The following is a 14,031-nucleotide window of genomic DNA, read 5'->3' as shown; positions in this document are numbered from 1 at the left end:
TGGCCGTTTGAAGGCGCAATGCGGGTGATCTGCGCCCGCAAGGCGACCAGCCGAACTATGGAGGACCAATGTCCAGCGACGTTCTTTTCCGGCCTTTCAAGCTGAAAGGCCTGAACCTGCCGAACCGGGTCGTGATGGCGCCGATGACCCGCTCGTTTTCGCCGGGCGGAATTCCAACCGAAGACGTCGCGCAGTATTACCGCCGCCGTGCCGAAGGAGCAGTTGGGTTCATCATATCGGAGGGGACCGGCGTGGATCGTCCGGCATCCCTGAACGATCCGAATGTTCCCCGCTTTCATGGCGAGAAGGAGTTGGCCGGGTGGCGGCGCGTGGTAGACGAGGTGCATGGTGCGGGGGGCCTCATGGCGCCGCAGCTATGGCACGTCGGGGCCGTCCGCACGCGTGCCCAGAATTGGTCGCCTCCTGCAGCCTACGACAGCCCGTCTGGTCTGGCTCGACCCGAGAAGAAGTTCGGGGAGCCGATGAGCGAAGAGGATATCGCGGACGCTATTCGCGCGTTCGCCGATGCCGCGCTTGCCGCGAGGCGCCTGGGGTTTGATGCCGTCGAATTGCATGGGGCGCACGGTTATCTGATCGACCAGTTCTTTTGGGAAGGTACCAATCGCCGCGAGGATGCCTATGGAGGCAAGGATCTGCCAGGCCGGGCCCGGTTTGCCGCTGATATCGTCCACGCGGTGCGCCAAGCCGTGGGACCAGACTATCCGATACTGCTGCGGATCAGCCAGTGGAAGCAGCAGGACTATGAGGTGAAGCTCGCCGACACGCCTCGGGCGCTGGAAGAGTGGCTAAGACCATTGGTCGACGCCGGAGTTGACGTTCTGCATTGCTCACAGCGGCGCTTCTGGGAGCCCGAGTTTGATGGCTCGGATTTGAACTTCGCGGGGTGGGCCAAGAAGGTGACGGGTGTGCCGACGATCTCGGTCGGATCGGTCGGCCTGACCGGCGAGTTCATCGCAGCGTACGGCGGAGAGAGCTCCCGTCCGGCATCCCTCGACGAGTTGATCCGCCGCCTCGATCGCGAGGAGTTCGATCTCGTCGCGGCGGGGCGGGCGCTGCTTCAGGATCCGCAGTGGCTGCTGAAGATACGCGACGGACGGACGGAAGAACTGATGGCTTTTGAACGGACTGCGTTTGCGGCGCTGAGCTGAGCAAATTGACAGGTTAATCCTGCGCAACGTCGCGCAGTTGCCTACGAGCATTCGGAGACTAGCAAATGATCGAGACGACGCAAGTCGGTCAGATCCGTACCGTGGTGCATGGGCATGTGTTCAAGATCGTCATCGGCAACGTGGCCAAGAGGAATTCTTTCAGCCCGCAGATGATGGCTCAGATGTCGGATGCGATGACGCTTCTCGACCGCACCGACGACTATTGGGTCGGTGTGCTCTGCGCCGACGGCCCGGACTTCACGGCAGGCCTTGATATGCCGAAGTTCTTCGGACCCACGGCCGAAATACCGAGATCAAGCCCGGCAACATCGATGCGTTCGCGCTGAAAAGCCGGTGTCGTAAGCCGATCGTGACGGCCGTGCAGGGGATCTGTTTCACGATTGGCATCGAAATGATTCTGGCCGGCGACATCGTTGTGGCCACCGACGACGCCCGGTTCTGCCAAATGGAATCCAAGCGCGGGATCGCGCCGCTCGGTGGCGCCCATTCCGGTACGTGACGCGGGCAGGATGGGGGGATGCGATGTATCACCTGTTCTTGTGCGACGAGTTCAGCGCGGCGCGGGCGTACAAAATCGGGTTTGTTCAGGAAGTCGTCGCTCCTGGTCAGCAGATTCCCCGCGCGATGGAAATTGCTGGTCTGATCGCCAAGAACGCTCCGATCGGCATTCAGGTAACCAAAGAGGCCGCCCTGAAGTACATTGAGGCTGGCGAAAGAGCGGCGATCGATTATATCCCCAAGATCAAGCACCGCGTTTTCAGCAGCGAAGACATGAAAGAAGGCATCCAGTCTTTCGTGGAGCGTCGCCCGGCGGTGTTCCGCGGAAAATAATCCCGCTGGCCACACCGATAGACGTCTGTTTGTGGGTCGGCGAGGTCGACGGCAGCGGCATCAAGGGAATATTCATCTTCTCGGCAAGAACGCCTTTGTCTGTGCGGACCGAGCGAGCGGCCGAGCGCCTTTCCAATCTCTGACGGTATTTGAATTTACACCGCGCCAGTACGCGCACTGCCATCTTCGCTACCTAGGCAGAGCCGATCAGTCGATTGACCCCGATAGGTACCCGGACCGCCAGCGCTGCGAGCGGCTCGAATTTTTCTGTGAATTCAAGACCGAAAAATCGCAGCGGGTATATCGTCGGGGGTTGTCCGTGACGCGTGGAGAATTTTGCTTGCAAATCAACGACGAAGCCGCGTTCGAAATGATAAAGTGGGAGTTGTGTGGTCGTCGGCGGCTGCCGCGCAATTTGGCGTGTTTGGCGAGAATGTTCGCACTTCCTCTCATAGCGTCGACCCGAGTTGCGGCTTCCACTAAACCCCGATCGGTGTGTGGATTCCACGTGCTTCCGCGGGCAGAGTAATATGGCGCATTATAGCGTGCAAAACGGCCGTAGCCACGCGAGGCGAAGCCTCCGATTCACATCGGCTCGATGCCAATCTTTTTGATGATCGTCGCCCATTTCGCGGCCTCCAAGGTCATAAAATCCTTCAGACCTTGCGGGTCCATCACCAGCGGCTCGGCCCCTTGTTCGACGAAGAGGGCGCGCACCTTCGGATCGTTCACGGCTTCGACCATGGCTTTGTAGAGCTTGTCGATGACAGTCTTGTCCGTATTCGCCGGAGCAAGCAGCGCTAACCAAGCGGCACTTTCGTAATCCTTCAGGCCGGCCTCGGCTGCGGTTGGCACGTCCGGCAGGGCCGTCATGCGCTTGTCGCTGGCGACCGCGAGCGGACGCGCATCGCCGTTCCGGATCAGGCCGATGACGTTCGGCAGCAGCTGGAAGCCGAGCGGGACCTGACCCGCGATGAAGTCCGGCGTGTATGCGGCGATGTTGCGATAGGGAACGTGCGTGATCTCGGTGCCGGTGAGCTGCTCGAAATAGGCGGCCGCCAGGTGCTGCGACGAGCCGACGCCGACCGTTCCGTAGTTCAGCTCCCGAGGGTGCTCCTTGGCGTATTCGATCAGCTCGCGCAGGGATTTCGGCGGCAGCCTCGAATTGATCACGACAACATTCGGTAGCGCCGCGAACAGGCCGATCGGGGCGAGATCCTTCAGCGGTTCGTAGGGAAGCTCCTTATAGAGAGACTTGTTCGCAGCCAGTGGGCCGGACGTGCTCATCAGCAACGTGTACCCGTCCGCGGCAGCATGCGCCGCGGCCGCCGTGCCGATATTGCCGCCGGCGCCAGGGCGATTGTCCACCACGAAGGCTTGTCCCAATGACGTCGACATGCGGTTGAGAAGGATGCGCGTGATGACGTCGCTGGCGCTGCCGCCGGCGAAGGGCACGAGCACCTGGATTGGACGCGCGGGATAGTCTTGCGCTTGCGCAGGATGCAGTCCGGTGGCGGAGAGAGCCGCGCCTACGCCGAGCGAGAGCAGAGACCTGCGGTCAGGATGAAATCCCTCAACGTGCCGCCTGGTGCCGCCCGTGATCTTGCTGTGACCGAACCTTGCCATCTCGGACCGAATCTCCCGACGTGTCTTGTTCTGCGAACCTTGGGAGCGTCCGTGACAAGAATAGTCCGGGAGGAGCGCAAGGCCGCGATTTTCTGCGCCTGGACCGTAATCAGCGACTTGACGTGACCGTCATGCTGGCTCGTCTCGAAACTTACCAACCCGTCTCATTTTAGGATGAGCGCGACATCTTGTCCGAGCGGCGTTCGGAATTCAGGAAATCGTCTTCCTGCGTGGCCGTCTGCCGCTGGAAGCGGGCTCTACGAACTCTCTCACCACTGCTGCGGCCTGTGCCAGATCGTGGCTGATGACGTCGAGCACGGCTTTGGCCGCGACCGACACCGCGCGCCGCGGATGATGCACCCAGGCGATCGAACGCACGATCCTTTGTTCGTCGAAGCGATGGGCCCGGATGGTCCCGCTCGCAAGCGATTGCCGGAGCGCGATGGTTGGCAAAACCGTAACGAAATCGGTGGTCGCGATTACGTCGCAGAGCGCGGGCAGGGTGTCGAGCTCGAGCCGCGGCCTCAGGTCAATGCCGGCGGCGGCGGCGTGCTCGTCGAGGATGAGTCGCAGGCCGTGACGCTTCGACGGCAGCACCAGATCGAACCTCGCGATGTGGTCGAAGCGCAGCTTGGCTGGCGGCCTGTTCGGGCTGTCCTTCCGATAGGCAAACACCATCTCCTCGTCCATCACGTGATGCGCGGCGAGGGGCGTTTTCCGGCGCGGCACGTTGATCAGCGCGAAATCGAGCTGACCGGTGTTGACCCAATCGACCAGCGTCTCGGTATAGCCCTCGCAGGCCGACAGCGTGATCTCGGGATAGCGGCTGGCGACGGTCGCCGACGAACTCGCCATGGTGCTCTGCGCCACCGAGGTAATGAGGCCGACCGAGACGCGGCCCGAGATGCGGCCGCCGAGCTGGGCCATCTCCTGCCGCGCATACTCGGCATCGCGCACGATCGGTGCCGTCAGCCGCACCAATACCTCGCCGGCGCTGGTCAGCGTCATACCCTGGACGCTGCGGTCGAACAGTTTTTGGCCGAGTTCGGCCTCGAGCTTCGCGATCTGCATGCTCAGCGCCGGCTGCACGATGTTGAGCTGGCGCGCGGCGCGGGTGACGTTCTTCTCCTCGGCCAGGCACAGGAAATATTGCATCTGCCTGAGTTCCACGGATCCGTCCTTCCTCGCCGGTCTTGCTCCCCGCACCATCATCGCGAATGATGAATGATATAATCAATCATTATTTGTGATGATGGATGGGATTGCCTAGTCTCGCGGCGGACCCGCGTGACCCCGGGAGCGAAACCATAAATATGCAGGACGCAACGCCCAAGCGGATGATCATCGGCATTTCCGGCGCCTCGGGCGTTACCTATGGCGTGCGCCTGCTGCAGCTGCTGCGCAATGCCGGCGTCGAGACCCATCTGGTGATGTCGAAGACGGCCGAGCTGACCTTTGCCTATGAGACCGACCTGAAGATCGCGGAGGTGAGGGCACTCGCCAATGTCAACTATGCCATCGACGACATGGCTTCGGCGATCTCGAGCGGGTCGTTCCGTACCGCAGGGATGATCGTGGCGCCGTGCTCGATGCGCTCGATGTCCGAGATCGCCTCGGGCGTGACCACGACGTTGCTCACCCGCGCGGCCGATGTCGTGCTGAAGGAGCGCCGGCGCCTGGTGCTGATGGTGCGCGAGACGCCGCTGCACACCGGCCATCTCAGGACGATGACGGCACTCTCGGAGATGGGCGCGATGATCGCGCCGCCCGTGCCGGCCTTCTACGCCAAGCCCGAAAATCTCGACGACATGGTCGAGCACACCGTCGGTCGCGTGCTCGACCTGTTCGACATCGATATCGGAATCGTGCGCCGCTGGGGCGAAGATGAAGCGCTCAAGCGCCGCTCGCCGTCGCTGCGCAAGATCGCGCCCTGACTTTGAGACAAAGGAAAGAACCGTCATATGCGAATGGAGAATGTTGCCGCGAAAGGTGTGAGCTCGCCCGCCGATCTGCGCGCCTGGCTCGCCCATCTCGCCGAACGCGGCAAGCTTGCGATTGCCCGTGAGGGCATTGGGCTGGCTGACGAGCTCGCCGCAATCGCCAAGCGCCTGGAGCGCGACAGCGCGGTGCTGTTTCCGCGCCCCGATGGGCACGATATTCCCGTCGTCGCCAACCTCTTTGCCGGTCGCGACTGGGTCGCCGATTCCATCGGTGTGACCGAGGACCAGCTGCTGCCGCGGTTCCTGGCCGCGGCGAATAACCCGTTGCCGACGCATGAGGTCGCGAGCGGGCCGGTGCAGGAGGTCGTGCACGACGAGGTCGATCTGCTCCGTCAGCTGCCGGTCCCCAAGCACAATGAGCGCGACAGTGGTCCCTACATCACCGCCGGTCTGCTGATCGCCCGCAATCCCAAGACCGGCGTGCAGAACGTCTCGATCCACCGCTGCCAGATCAGCAGCAAGAACCGCATCGGCGTGCTGCTGCTGCCGCGGCATACGTTCTCCTATTATCGCATGACGGAGGAGATGGGACAGGCGCTGGAGATCGCGATCGTGATCGGCGCGCATCCGGCGCTGATGCTGGCTTCGCAAGCGATTGCCGCGCTCGACGAGGACGAGATGGCGATTGCGGGCGCGCTGCTCGGCACGCCCGTGGACGTCGTCAAATGCCGCACCAATTCGGTGCGAGTGCCCGCCCATGCGGAAATCGTGATCGAGGGGCGGATTCTGCAGGGTGTGCGCGAGCCGGAAGGTCCGTTCGGCGAATTCCCTCAATATTACGGTCCGCGCGCCAATCGCGAGGTGATCGAGGTTGATGCCATCACGCATCGCATGGCGCCGATTTTCCACACCATCGTCGGCGGCGGTTTTGAGCATCTCATCCTCGGCGGCGTGCCGCGCGAGGCGACGCTGCTTCAGCACTTGCGCCGCAGTTTTCCAAATGTGCTCGACGTCCGCCTCACGCGCGGCGGCACCTGCCGCTATCATCTCGCGATCAGAATGGACAAGACCAACGATGGCGAGCCCAAGAACATCATGATGTGCGCCTTCGGCGCGCATTACGACATCAAGCAGGTGGTCTTGGTCGACAAGGACGTCGACATTTCCTCATCGGAGGAGATCGAATGGGCGGTGGCGACGCGCTTCCAGGCCGACCGCGACCTCATGGTCGTCGCCGGCGCGCTCGGCTCGAAACTCGATCCGACCACCGACAATGGCATCAGCGCCAAGATGGGCCTCGATGCGACCGCGCCGGTCAGCGCGCCCGAGCTCGCCTTCAAGCGCATCCGCGTCAAGGGCGAGGAGGAGGTCGATCTGGCCACCGCTCTGCAAGCTGACCCGAGCGCCGCGGTCGCGCGCCTCCTCGCGGAGACGCGGACGTGAGCCGGTTTCCGCCCGCGAGCAACTTGCGTCCTTGTGCGCGGTTGGAATATGTAGCCGGTGCTGCTTATAGTGCCGCGCCAACAAGCCAATCATTTTGGGGCGCAATGCCGGGAGGAAGGAACTGATGTCGACGGCCCTGCGCATCGCTCATGGCGCTTTCGGCAGGGTCGCTCTGCTCGACATGGACCGTTCGCTGGTCCGCCACGCCCATCATCACTGCCATGTCCTGCTCAAGGTCGAGGGCGCCGATACCCAGTTTCTGGTCGGCGACCGGGTCACGCCGCTCACGGACACCGCCGCCGTGCTGGTCGACGGCTGGAAGCCGCATGCCTATGTGCACGACGCCAACCGTCCGCGCACACTCATCATGGCGCTCTACATCGAGCCGGAATGGCTGAAGGAGTTCCGTCCCGGCTGGGCCGCGAGCGGCGCGCCGGGCTTTTTCGAGCGGCCGTCAGGCGAGGTATCGCGGCGCATCCGCCAGCTCACGTTGCATTTGGCGGCCGAAATGATGGCGAATCCGGATGCGGTGCGCACCCATGAGCAGACCCTGTCGGATCTCATGATCGCGGTGATCGAGCGCTTCACGCCGTGGCGCAGCTTTCCGGTCTCGATCCGCGGCATGAGCGCGGTGAGCTGCGACTGGCGCATCCGCCGCGTGATGGACGTGATGCGGACGCACGATTCCCATGCCAACGTCGATCAGTTCGTGAAGGGCGCCGGCCTCTCGCGCGCCCAGTTCTTCCGTCTGTTCGAGACCTCGCTCGGCGTCTCGCCAAAGCTCTATCTCAACGTCGTCCGCATGGAGCGCGCGCTCGATGCGGTGATGCGCGAGGAGACGCCGCTCGGTGAGCTCAGCGAGCGTTTCGGCTTTCCGGAGCCGGCGCATTTTACGCGCTTCTTCCGCGATCATGCCGGCGTCAGCCCGCGCGAGTTTCGCAACGTCTCGCGTCTTGCGGGCTGATCTTGCGGGCTGATATTGCGCTGCACGCGCTCGAATGAGACGATTTGGTAAGTCGTGAGAGCGGGCGGTATGGCCCGCGCACCTGCCGTCCTGACATCTGTCACCGCCGCGTCATAGAGCGCGTCGGGAGGTATGCCGGGACATGTTACAGGCGGTCAAATCCGCAAATCCGGGAAGCGGCGATGAGCCATGGGTCGGGCGCTCGATCGAACGCGTCGAGGATGCCGCGCTGCTCAGCGGCCATGGCCGCTTCATCGACGATCTCGGCGTTCAGCCTGGCACGCTTCATGCGACCATCCTGCGCTCGCCGCATGCGCACGCCGATGTTCTCTCCATAGACGTTGAAGCCGCCAAGCGCCTGCCGGGCGTTGCGGCCATTCTGATCGGCAGTGACGTCAAGGCCGTTACCACCAGCCTCGTCGTCGGCGTGAAGGCGCCGGTCGAATGCTGGCCGATTGCGATGGACCGTGTACGCTATGTCGGCGAGCCCGTGGCTGTGATCGTAGCGAGCGACCGCGCCCGCGCCGAGGACGCAGCCGAGCTGGTCAATGTCGAATATCGCCCGCGCGCTGCTGTCGTCGATCCGCTCGGCACGCTGTCGCCCGGCGCACCGCTGCTGCACGACGGCTTTCCCGGCAATCTCGCCAGCGATCGCCACTTCAGCTACGGCGACCCTGAAAAGGCCTTCGCCGATGCGCCGCATCGCTTCTCCATCGATATCAAATACCCCCGCAGTTCCTGCACGCCGATCGAGACCTATGGCGTCGTGGCCTCGCATGACGCCGGCGAAGATGCGTTCGAGGTGCTCGCCAATTTCCAGGGCCCGTTCAGCATCCACACGGTGATCGCGCGTGCGCTCAAAGTGCCTGGCAATCGGCTGCGGCTGCGCACGCCGCCGGATTCCGGCGGCAGCTTTGGCGTCAAGCAGGGCGTGTTTCCCTATATCGTGCTGATTGCGGCGGCCGCACGTGTGACGGGACGGCCGGTGAAATGGATCGAGGACCGGCTAGAGCATCTCACCGCATCGGTATCGGCCACCAACCGTGCAACGACGCTGGCCGCGGCGGTCGCGACCGACGGAAAGATCCTCGCGCTCGACTGGGACCAGGTCGAGGATTGCGGCGCGCATCTGCGCGCGCCCGAGCCGGCCACGCTCTACCGCATGCACGGCAATCTGACCGGCGCTTACGACATCCGCCACGTCAAAATCCGCAACCGCGTCGTCGTCACCAACAAGACGCCGACCGGCCTCAACCGCGGTTTCGGCGGACCGCAGGTCTATTTCGCGCTAGAGCGCCTGGTGCAGCGGATCGCAATCGTGCTCGGCCTCGATCCGCTCGATGTCATCAAGCGCAATCTGATCGATGCCGGCGCGTTTCCCTATCGCACCGCGACCGGCGCGCTGCTCGATTCCGGCGACTATCAAGAAGCGATCACGCGCGCCGTCGAGCAGGGAAGGCTCGCGGAGCTCAGGGCGAAGCGTGACGAGGTGCAGGCGCGTGGCGGCCTCTACGGCATCGGCTTCACCGCCGTGGTCGAACCCAGCGTCTCCAACATGGGCTACATCACCACCGTGCTGACGGCGGCCGAGCGCCGCAAGGCAGGCCCGAAGAACGGCGCGCAGGCGACCGCCACCGTCGGGCTCGATCCGGTCGGCAGCGTCACCGTCCACGTGGCGTCGGTGCCTCAGGGGCAGGGCCATCGCACCGTGCTGTCCCAGGTAGTCGCCGATGTCTTCGGCCTTCAGCCAAAGGATATCCGCGTCAACACCGAGATCGACACGGCGAAGGACGCCTGGTCGATTGCATCGGGCAACTATGCCAGCCGTTTTGCTGCGGCCGTCGCCGGTACGGCGAAGGTCGCGGCTGAACGCGTTGCGGGCCGTCTTGCCCGCATCGCGGCCAGCCAGCTCAACGTCGAAGCTGCGGACATCGTGTTCGCAAGGGGCTTCGTTTCTTCGAAACACAATCCGGAAAACCGGATCGCGTTCTCGCGCGTCGCGGCCCTCAGCCACTGGTCGCCCGGCTCGCTGCCCGACGATGCCGTCCAGACCATCCGCGAGACCGTGTTCTGGACGCCGCCGGAGCTGACGCCGCCGGACGAGGACGACCGCATCAACTCCTCGCTCTGCCACGGCTTCATCTTCGATTTCTGCGGCGTCGAGATTGACCGCACCACGCTGGAGACGCGGATCGACCGCTACGTCACCATGCACGACTGCGGCACGATTTTACATCCCGGCATGGTCGACGGCCAGATCCGTGGCGGTTTTGCCCAGGCGCTCGGTGCTGCGTTGTACGAGGAATATGCCTACGCCGAGGACGGCAGTTTCCTCACGGGTACGTTCGCCGACTATCTGCTGCCGACCACCACCGAGGTGCCGGAGCCTGAGATCATCCACATGGAGACGCCGTCGCCGTTCACGCCGCTCGGCGCAAAAGGCGTCGGCGAGGGCAATTGCATGTCGACGCCGGTGTGCATCGCCAATGCGGTCGCGGACGCGCTCGGTGTTGCCGACGTCACGCTGCCGCTGGTGCCGGCGCGGCTCGCAGAGATGGTGCGCCGTGCCGAACCGCCGCCGCCCGCTGGCGGTGCGGCCGCGGCGCCCGTGCGCGAGGGCGACCGGCGGCTGCGCGGCGAGGGGCAGGCCTCGGTGCAGGGCGCGCCGGAGCAGGTCTGGGCGATGCTGCTCGATCCGGATACGCTGCAATCCGTCATTCCCGGCTGCCAGCGTGTCGACAGGATCACCGACACGCATTTCCGCGCCGATGTCACCCTCGGCATCGGCCCCGTCAGCGGGCGTTATCGAGCCGATGTGGAATTGTTCGATCTCGATCCGCCGCGCGCGGTGACCGTGCGCGGAGGGGCCACCGGCGCGCTCGGCTTCGGCAAAGCCGAGGGACGGATCACGCTCGCGCCCGACGGCAGCGGCGGAACAAAGCTGACCTACAGCTACGACGCCGCGATCGGCGGCAAGGTCGCCAGCATCGGCGGCCGCCTGCTCGATGGTGCGACACGCGTCATCATCGGCCAGTTCTTCACGGCGCTGGCCCGCAAGGCCGGCGGCGGTAGTGCAACTGGCGGCGGTTTCTCGCTGTTCGCGGTGCTGACGAAACTCGTCAGCCTGTTCGGGGGGCGCCGATGAAGCCGCCCGCATTCGATTATCTCCGCGCCGAGACTGTCGGCGACGTCCTCGAAGGACTCGCGCAGCAAGGCGGCGACGCGCGCGTGCTCGCCGGCGGCCAGTCGCTGATGGCGATGCTCAATATGCGGCTCGCCAAGCCAAAACTCCTGATCGACATCATGCGCCTCGAGGAGCTGCGCAAGATCGATCGGAAGGCCGATGCCGTCGTCATTGGCGCCGGCGTGCGCCAGGCCGATCTGCTCGCCTGGCCGGAGCTGGCCGAGGCGCTGCCGCTGGTGGCGCTGGCGCTGCCATGGGTCGGGCACATGCAGACCCGTAGCCGCGGCACCATCTGCGGCTCGCTCGCGCATGCCGATCCTAGCGCTGAGATGCCGCTGGCTCTGGTCGCGCTCGGCGGCGAGGTGCTTTTGCGCAGTGCCAAACGTCGGCGCCGCGTCGCGGCCCAGGACTTCTTCGCCGGCATGATGCTGACGGCGCGCAGCGACGATGAATTGATCGAGGGCATCTCGCTGCCTGTTATCCAGGGATCGCGCGTTGCCTTCCGCGAGGTGGCGCGCCGTCACGGCGATTTCGCCATCGTCGCTTGCGCCGCGATGAAGACCGCCACGGGCGTGCGCCTCGCCGTCGGCGGTGTCGCCGACGTCCCGACCGCGCGGGATTGGCCGCCTCTGCAGGGCGGCGCGCTCGACGATGTCCTCAACGCCTTCGCCTACGAGCTCGGTGCGCGCGACGACGTTCACGCCACCGCACGTTACCGCCGCGACCTCGTCCGCATGATCGGCCGCGACCTGATCGGCGAGGTGCTGCAATGACCCGCCTCAAGGCAGATGCCCGCCATTCCGTCCGCCTCACGCTGAATGGCAAGCCCGTCCAGTCGGAAGCCGAGCCGCGCATGCTGCTCTCCGACTTCCTGCGTCACCAGATTGGTGCGACCGGCACCCATGTCGGCTGCGAGCACGGCGTCTGCGGCGCCTGCACCATCGTCGTCGACGGCATGCTGACGCGGTCCTGTCTGACGCTCGCAGCGCAGGTCGATGGCTGCGAGATCCAGACGGTCGAAGGGCTGGCGCCATCGGCGGACCGGCTCGGCGTGCTGCAGCAGGCGTTCCGCCGCAACCACGCGCTCCAGTGTGGCTTCTGTACCGCAGGCATTTTGATGTCGCTCGACCACTATCTCGCCAGGAACCCGGCACCGACGGAAGCGGAGATCCGCGATCTCCTCAGCGGCCATCTGTGCCGTTGCACCGGCTACACCCCGATCATCCAGGCGGCGCTGGAAGCCGCCGCCCAGCTTGCTTCATCCAAAAAAGAGACGTCCGATGCTTGATCTCGCCAGCAGCTTCATGGCCAGCGCCGCGCGCGATCCCCACGCCATTGCATTGGTCGACGGCGATCTCCGCCTGACCTACCGGCAATGGTACGACAAGATCTCCGCACTCGCGGCATCCTTCGACCGCCTCGGCCTCAGGCCGGGCGATCACGTCGTCACGCTGCTGCAGAACCGCTGGGAGGCGGCGACGCTGCACTGGGCCTGCCAGTTTGCGGGTCTCGTGATCACCCCGATCAACTGGCGGGCCAAGGCCGACGAGCTCGACTATTGCATCGAGAACGCCGAAGCCTGCGCGCTTGTCTATCAGGATATTTCCGCGGAGGCAGTGCAGGGATCGGCGCTGGCGGGCAAGCTGCTGCGCGTGTCCGTCGATCCTGGCACAGGCGGAGCGACGAGCTTCGCCGATCTGATCCGGGACGCCGCGCCAGATGCCGAGCCGCGCATCGGCGCGGACTCCTGGTCGATCATGCTCTACACCTCCGGCACGACGTCGCGGCCAAAGGGCGTGCCGCGGCGGCATCGCGCCGAACGTGCCGCGGCGATCGCCCATGTCGCACAAAACCTCTACGGCCGCGGCGAGCGCACGCTTGGCGTGATGCCGCTCTATCACACCATGGGGGTCCGCTCGCTCCTGGCGATGTCGCTGATCGGCGGCAGTTTCGTCTGCCTGCCGCGCTATGACAGCCGCCAGGCGCTGGCGCTGATCGAGCAAGAGGCGATCACCAATCTGTATCTGGTGCCGACGCTCTATCACGACCTCGTGCATCACGAGGCCTTTGCTGGGACCAACGTGTCCAGCGTCCGCAAGCTCGGCTTCGCCGGCGCGTCGATGACCGACGGACTGCTGAAAAAACTGAACGAGGCGTTCAAGCCGGACCTGTTCGTCAATCACTACGGCAGCTCGGAGATCTACACCTTTACCATCGACCAGAACGCCGCGGCAAAGCCGGGGTCGGCGGGCAAGGCCGGGCTGAACCAGCACATCAAGGTGGTGCGCATCGGCGCGCGATCGGTCGCGGAGCTTGCGGCGGTCGGCGAGGAGGGCGAGATCATCGCAACGCTTGCCGGCGACGAGGCGTTCGAAGGTTACTGGCGCCGTCCTGAAGCGGATGCCAAGTCGCTGCGCGAGGGCTGGTATTTCACCGGCGACACCGGCTTCGTCGATCCCGACGGCGACCTGTTCGTCACCGGGCGCGTCGACGACATGATCATCACCGGCGGCGAGAACGTCTCGCCGGTCGAGATCGAGAGCTGTCTGTCGCTGCATCCGGCGGTCGACGAGGTCGCGGTGGTCGGCGTCACCGACGAAAAATGGGGCAAGGTCGTCGCGGCTTTCGTGAAACGCAACCGTCCGGTGTCGGATGTCGAGCTCGAGCAGTTCTGCCGCACCTCGGGCCTCGCCAATTTCAAGCGGCCGCGCCGCTACGTATTCGTCGACGCGATTCCCAAATCGCCGGTCGGCAAGCTGCTGCGGCGACTGCTCGTTGCCGGAGAATACGAGGCCGAGCGCCAGCCGCCGTCGGACGCCGCCTGATCATCACGCACTCAACAGAAGGAAGCCA

General features: G+C 64.6%; 11 protein-coding genes and 1 pseudogene. 10 read left to right on the top strand and 2 right to left on the bottom strand.

Annotation, left to right across the window (positions count from 1 at the left end; translation table 11 throughout):
• Window positions 1-68: 68 nt before the first annotated feature.
• The 3 genes and pseudogenes from GWG67_RS06185 to GWG67_RS39080 all read left to right on the top strand — a co-directional run bounded on the left by GWG67_RS06185 (window position 69) and on the right by GWG67_RS39080 (window position 2,021).
• On the top strand, window positions 69-1,169 hold the full coding sequence (locus GWG67_RS06185; protein ID WP_275168234.1) for an NADH:flavin oxidoreductase: 1,101 nt from the start codon (window positions 69-71) through the stop codon (window positions 1,167-1,169).
• A gap of 65 nt (window positions 1,170-1,234) precedes the next feature.
• Window positions 1,235-1,516 (top strand): hypothetical protein, encoded by a 282-nt coding sequence (locus GWG67_RS06180; RefSeq protein WP_275168233.1) that lies wholly within the window; start codon window positions 1,235-1,237, stop codon window positions 1,514-1,516.
• Window positions 1,483-2,021 (top strand): annotated as a pseudogene (locus GWG67_RS39080) (enoyl-CoA hydratase-related protein). Before GWG67_RS06180 ends, GWG67_RS39080 begins: the two are co-directional and overlap by 34 nt.
• Window positions 2,022-2,606: 585 nt before the next feature.
• Here GWG67_RS39080 and GWG67_RS06165 read toward each other — a convergent pair.
• Window positions 2,607-3,647 carry a tripartite tricarboxylate transporter substrate binding protein gene (locus tag GWG67_RS06165; RefSeq protein WP_275168231.1) on the bottom strand — a complete coding sequence of 347 codons (1,041 nt, stop codon included), beginning with the start codon at window positions 3,645-3,647 and terminating at the stop codon, window positions 2,607-2,609.
• Window positions 3,648-3,857: 210 nt separating this feature from the next.
• Window positions 3,858-4,802, bottom strand: coding sequence for a LysR family transcriptional regulator (locus tag GWG67_RS06160; RefSeq protein ID WP_275168407.1), 945 nt, complete (start codon window positions 4,800-4,802; stop codon window positions 3,858-3,860).
• Window positions 4,803-4,960: 158 nt separating this feature from the next.
• On the opposite strand from GWG67_RS06160, the gene GWG67_RS06155 reads away from it, so the two are divergent.
• The 7 genes from GWG67_RS06155 (at window position 4,961) to GWG67_RS06125 (ending at window position 14,003) form a co-directional block, all read left to right on the top strand.
• Window positions 4,961-5,581 carry a UbiX family flavin prenyltransferase gene (locus GWG67_RS06155; protein WP_275168230.1) on the top strand — a complete coding sequence of 207 codons (621 nt, stop codon included), beginning with the start codon at window positions 4,961-4,963 and terminating at the stop codon, window positions 5,579-5,581.
• Window positions 5,582-5,608: 27 nt separating this feature from the next.
• Window positions 5,609-7,030, top strand: coding sequence for a UbiD family decarboxylase (locus tag GWG67_RS06150; RefSeq protein ID WP_275168229.1), 1,422 nt, complete (start codon window positions 5,609-5,611; stop codon window positions 7,028-7,030).
• Between the two features lie 124 nt (window positions 7,031-7,154).
• Entirely contained in the window at window positions 7,155-7,994 is an 840-nt protein-coding gene (locus tag GWG67_RS06145) for an AraC family transcriptional regulator (RefSeq protein WP_275168228.1), read from the top strand.
• Between the two features lie 142 nt (window positions 7,995-8,136).
• A complete protein-coding gene (locus GWG67_RS06140) occupies window positions 8,137-11,139 on the top strand; it encodes a molybdopterin cofactor-binding domain-containing protein (protein WP_275168227.1) in 3,003 nt (1,000 codons plus the stop codon).
• Window positions 11,136-11,951 (top strand): xanthine dehydrogenase family protein subunit M, encoded by an 816-nt coding sequence (locus GWG67_RS06135; RefSeq protein ID WP_275168226.1) that lies wholly within the window; start codon window positions 11,136-11,138, stop codon window positions 11,949-11,951. The genes GWG67_RS06140 and GWG67_RS06135 overlap by 4 nt, the downstream gene beginning before the upstream one ends.
• A complete protein-coding gene (locus tag GWG67_RS06130; protein WP_275168225.1) occupies window positions 11,948-12,466 on the top strand; it encodes a (2Fe-2S)-binding protein in 519 nt (172 codons plus the stop codon). The genes GWG67_RS06135 and GWG67_RS06130 overlap by 4 nt, the downstream gene beginning before the upstream one ends.
• Window positions 12,459-14,003, top strand: coding sequence for an AMP-binding protein (locus GWG67_RS06125; RefSeq protein WP_275168224.1), 1,545 nt, complete (start codon window positions 12,459-12,461; stop codon window positions 14,001-14,003). Before GWG67_RS06130 ends, GWG67_RS06125 begins: the two co-directional genes overlap by 8 nt.
• The last annotated feature ends 28 nt before the right edge of the window (window positions 14,004-14,031 follow it).

The sequence above is a fragment of the Bradyrhizobium sp. CSS354 genome (assembly GCF_029051725.1).
In the GTDB taxonomy this organism is placed as follows: Bacteria; Pseudomonadota; Alphaproteobacteria; order Rhizobiales; family Xanthobacteraceae; genus Bradyrhizobium.
This window is presented reverse-complemented; position numbering and strand designations above follow the sequence as displayed.

Bases quoted from the DNA above. Each gene is read 5' to 3' on its own strand.
- GWG67_RS06130 (WP_275168225.1), top strand. From the start codon at position 11,948: ATGACCCGCCTCAAGGCAGATGCCCGCCATTCCGTCCGCCTCACGCTG.
- GWG67_RS06160 (WP_275168407.1), bottom strand. From the start codon at position 4,802: ATGCAATATTTCCTGTGCCTGGCCGAGGAGAAGAACGTCACCCGCGCC.
- GWG67_RS06140 (WP_275168227.1), top strand. From the start codon at position 8,137: ATGTTACAGGCGGTCAAATCCGCAAATCCGGGAAGCGGCGATGAGCCA.
- GWG67_RS06125 (WP_275168224.1), top strand. From the start codon at position 12,459: ATGCTTGATCTCGCCAGCAGCTTCATGGCCAGCGCCGCGCGCGATCCC.
- GWG67_RS06135 (WP_275168226.1), top strand. From the start codon at position 11,136: ATGAAGCCGCCCGCATTCGATTATCTCCGCGCCGAGACTGTCGGCGAC.
- GWG67_RS06185 (WP_275168234.1), top strand. From the start codon at position 69: ATGTCCAGCGACGTTCTTTTCCGGCCTTTCAAGCTGAAAGGCCTGAAC.
- GWG67_RS06155 (WP_275168230.1), top strand. From the start codon at position 4,961: ATGCAGGACGCAACGCCCAAGCGGATGATCATCGGCATTTCCGGCGCC.
- GWG67_RS06150 (WP_275168229.1), top strand. From the start codon at position 5,609: ATGCGAATGGAGAATGTTGCCGCGAAAGGTGTGAGCTCGCCCGCCGAT.
- GWG67_RS06165 (WP_275168231.1), bottom strand. From the start codon at position 3,647: ATGGCAAGGTTCGGTCACAGCAAGATCACGGGCGGCACCAGGCGGCAC.
- GWG67_RS06180 (WP_275168233.1), top strand. From the start codon at position 1,235: ATGATCGAGACGACGCAAGTCGGTCAGATCCGTACCGTGGTGCATGGG.
- GWG67_RS06145 (WP_275168228.1), top strand. From the start codon at position 7,155: ATGTCGACGGCCCTGCGCATCGCTCATGGCGCTTTCGGCAGGGTCGCT.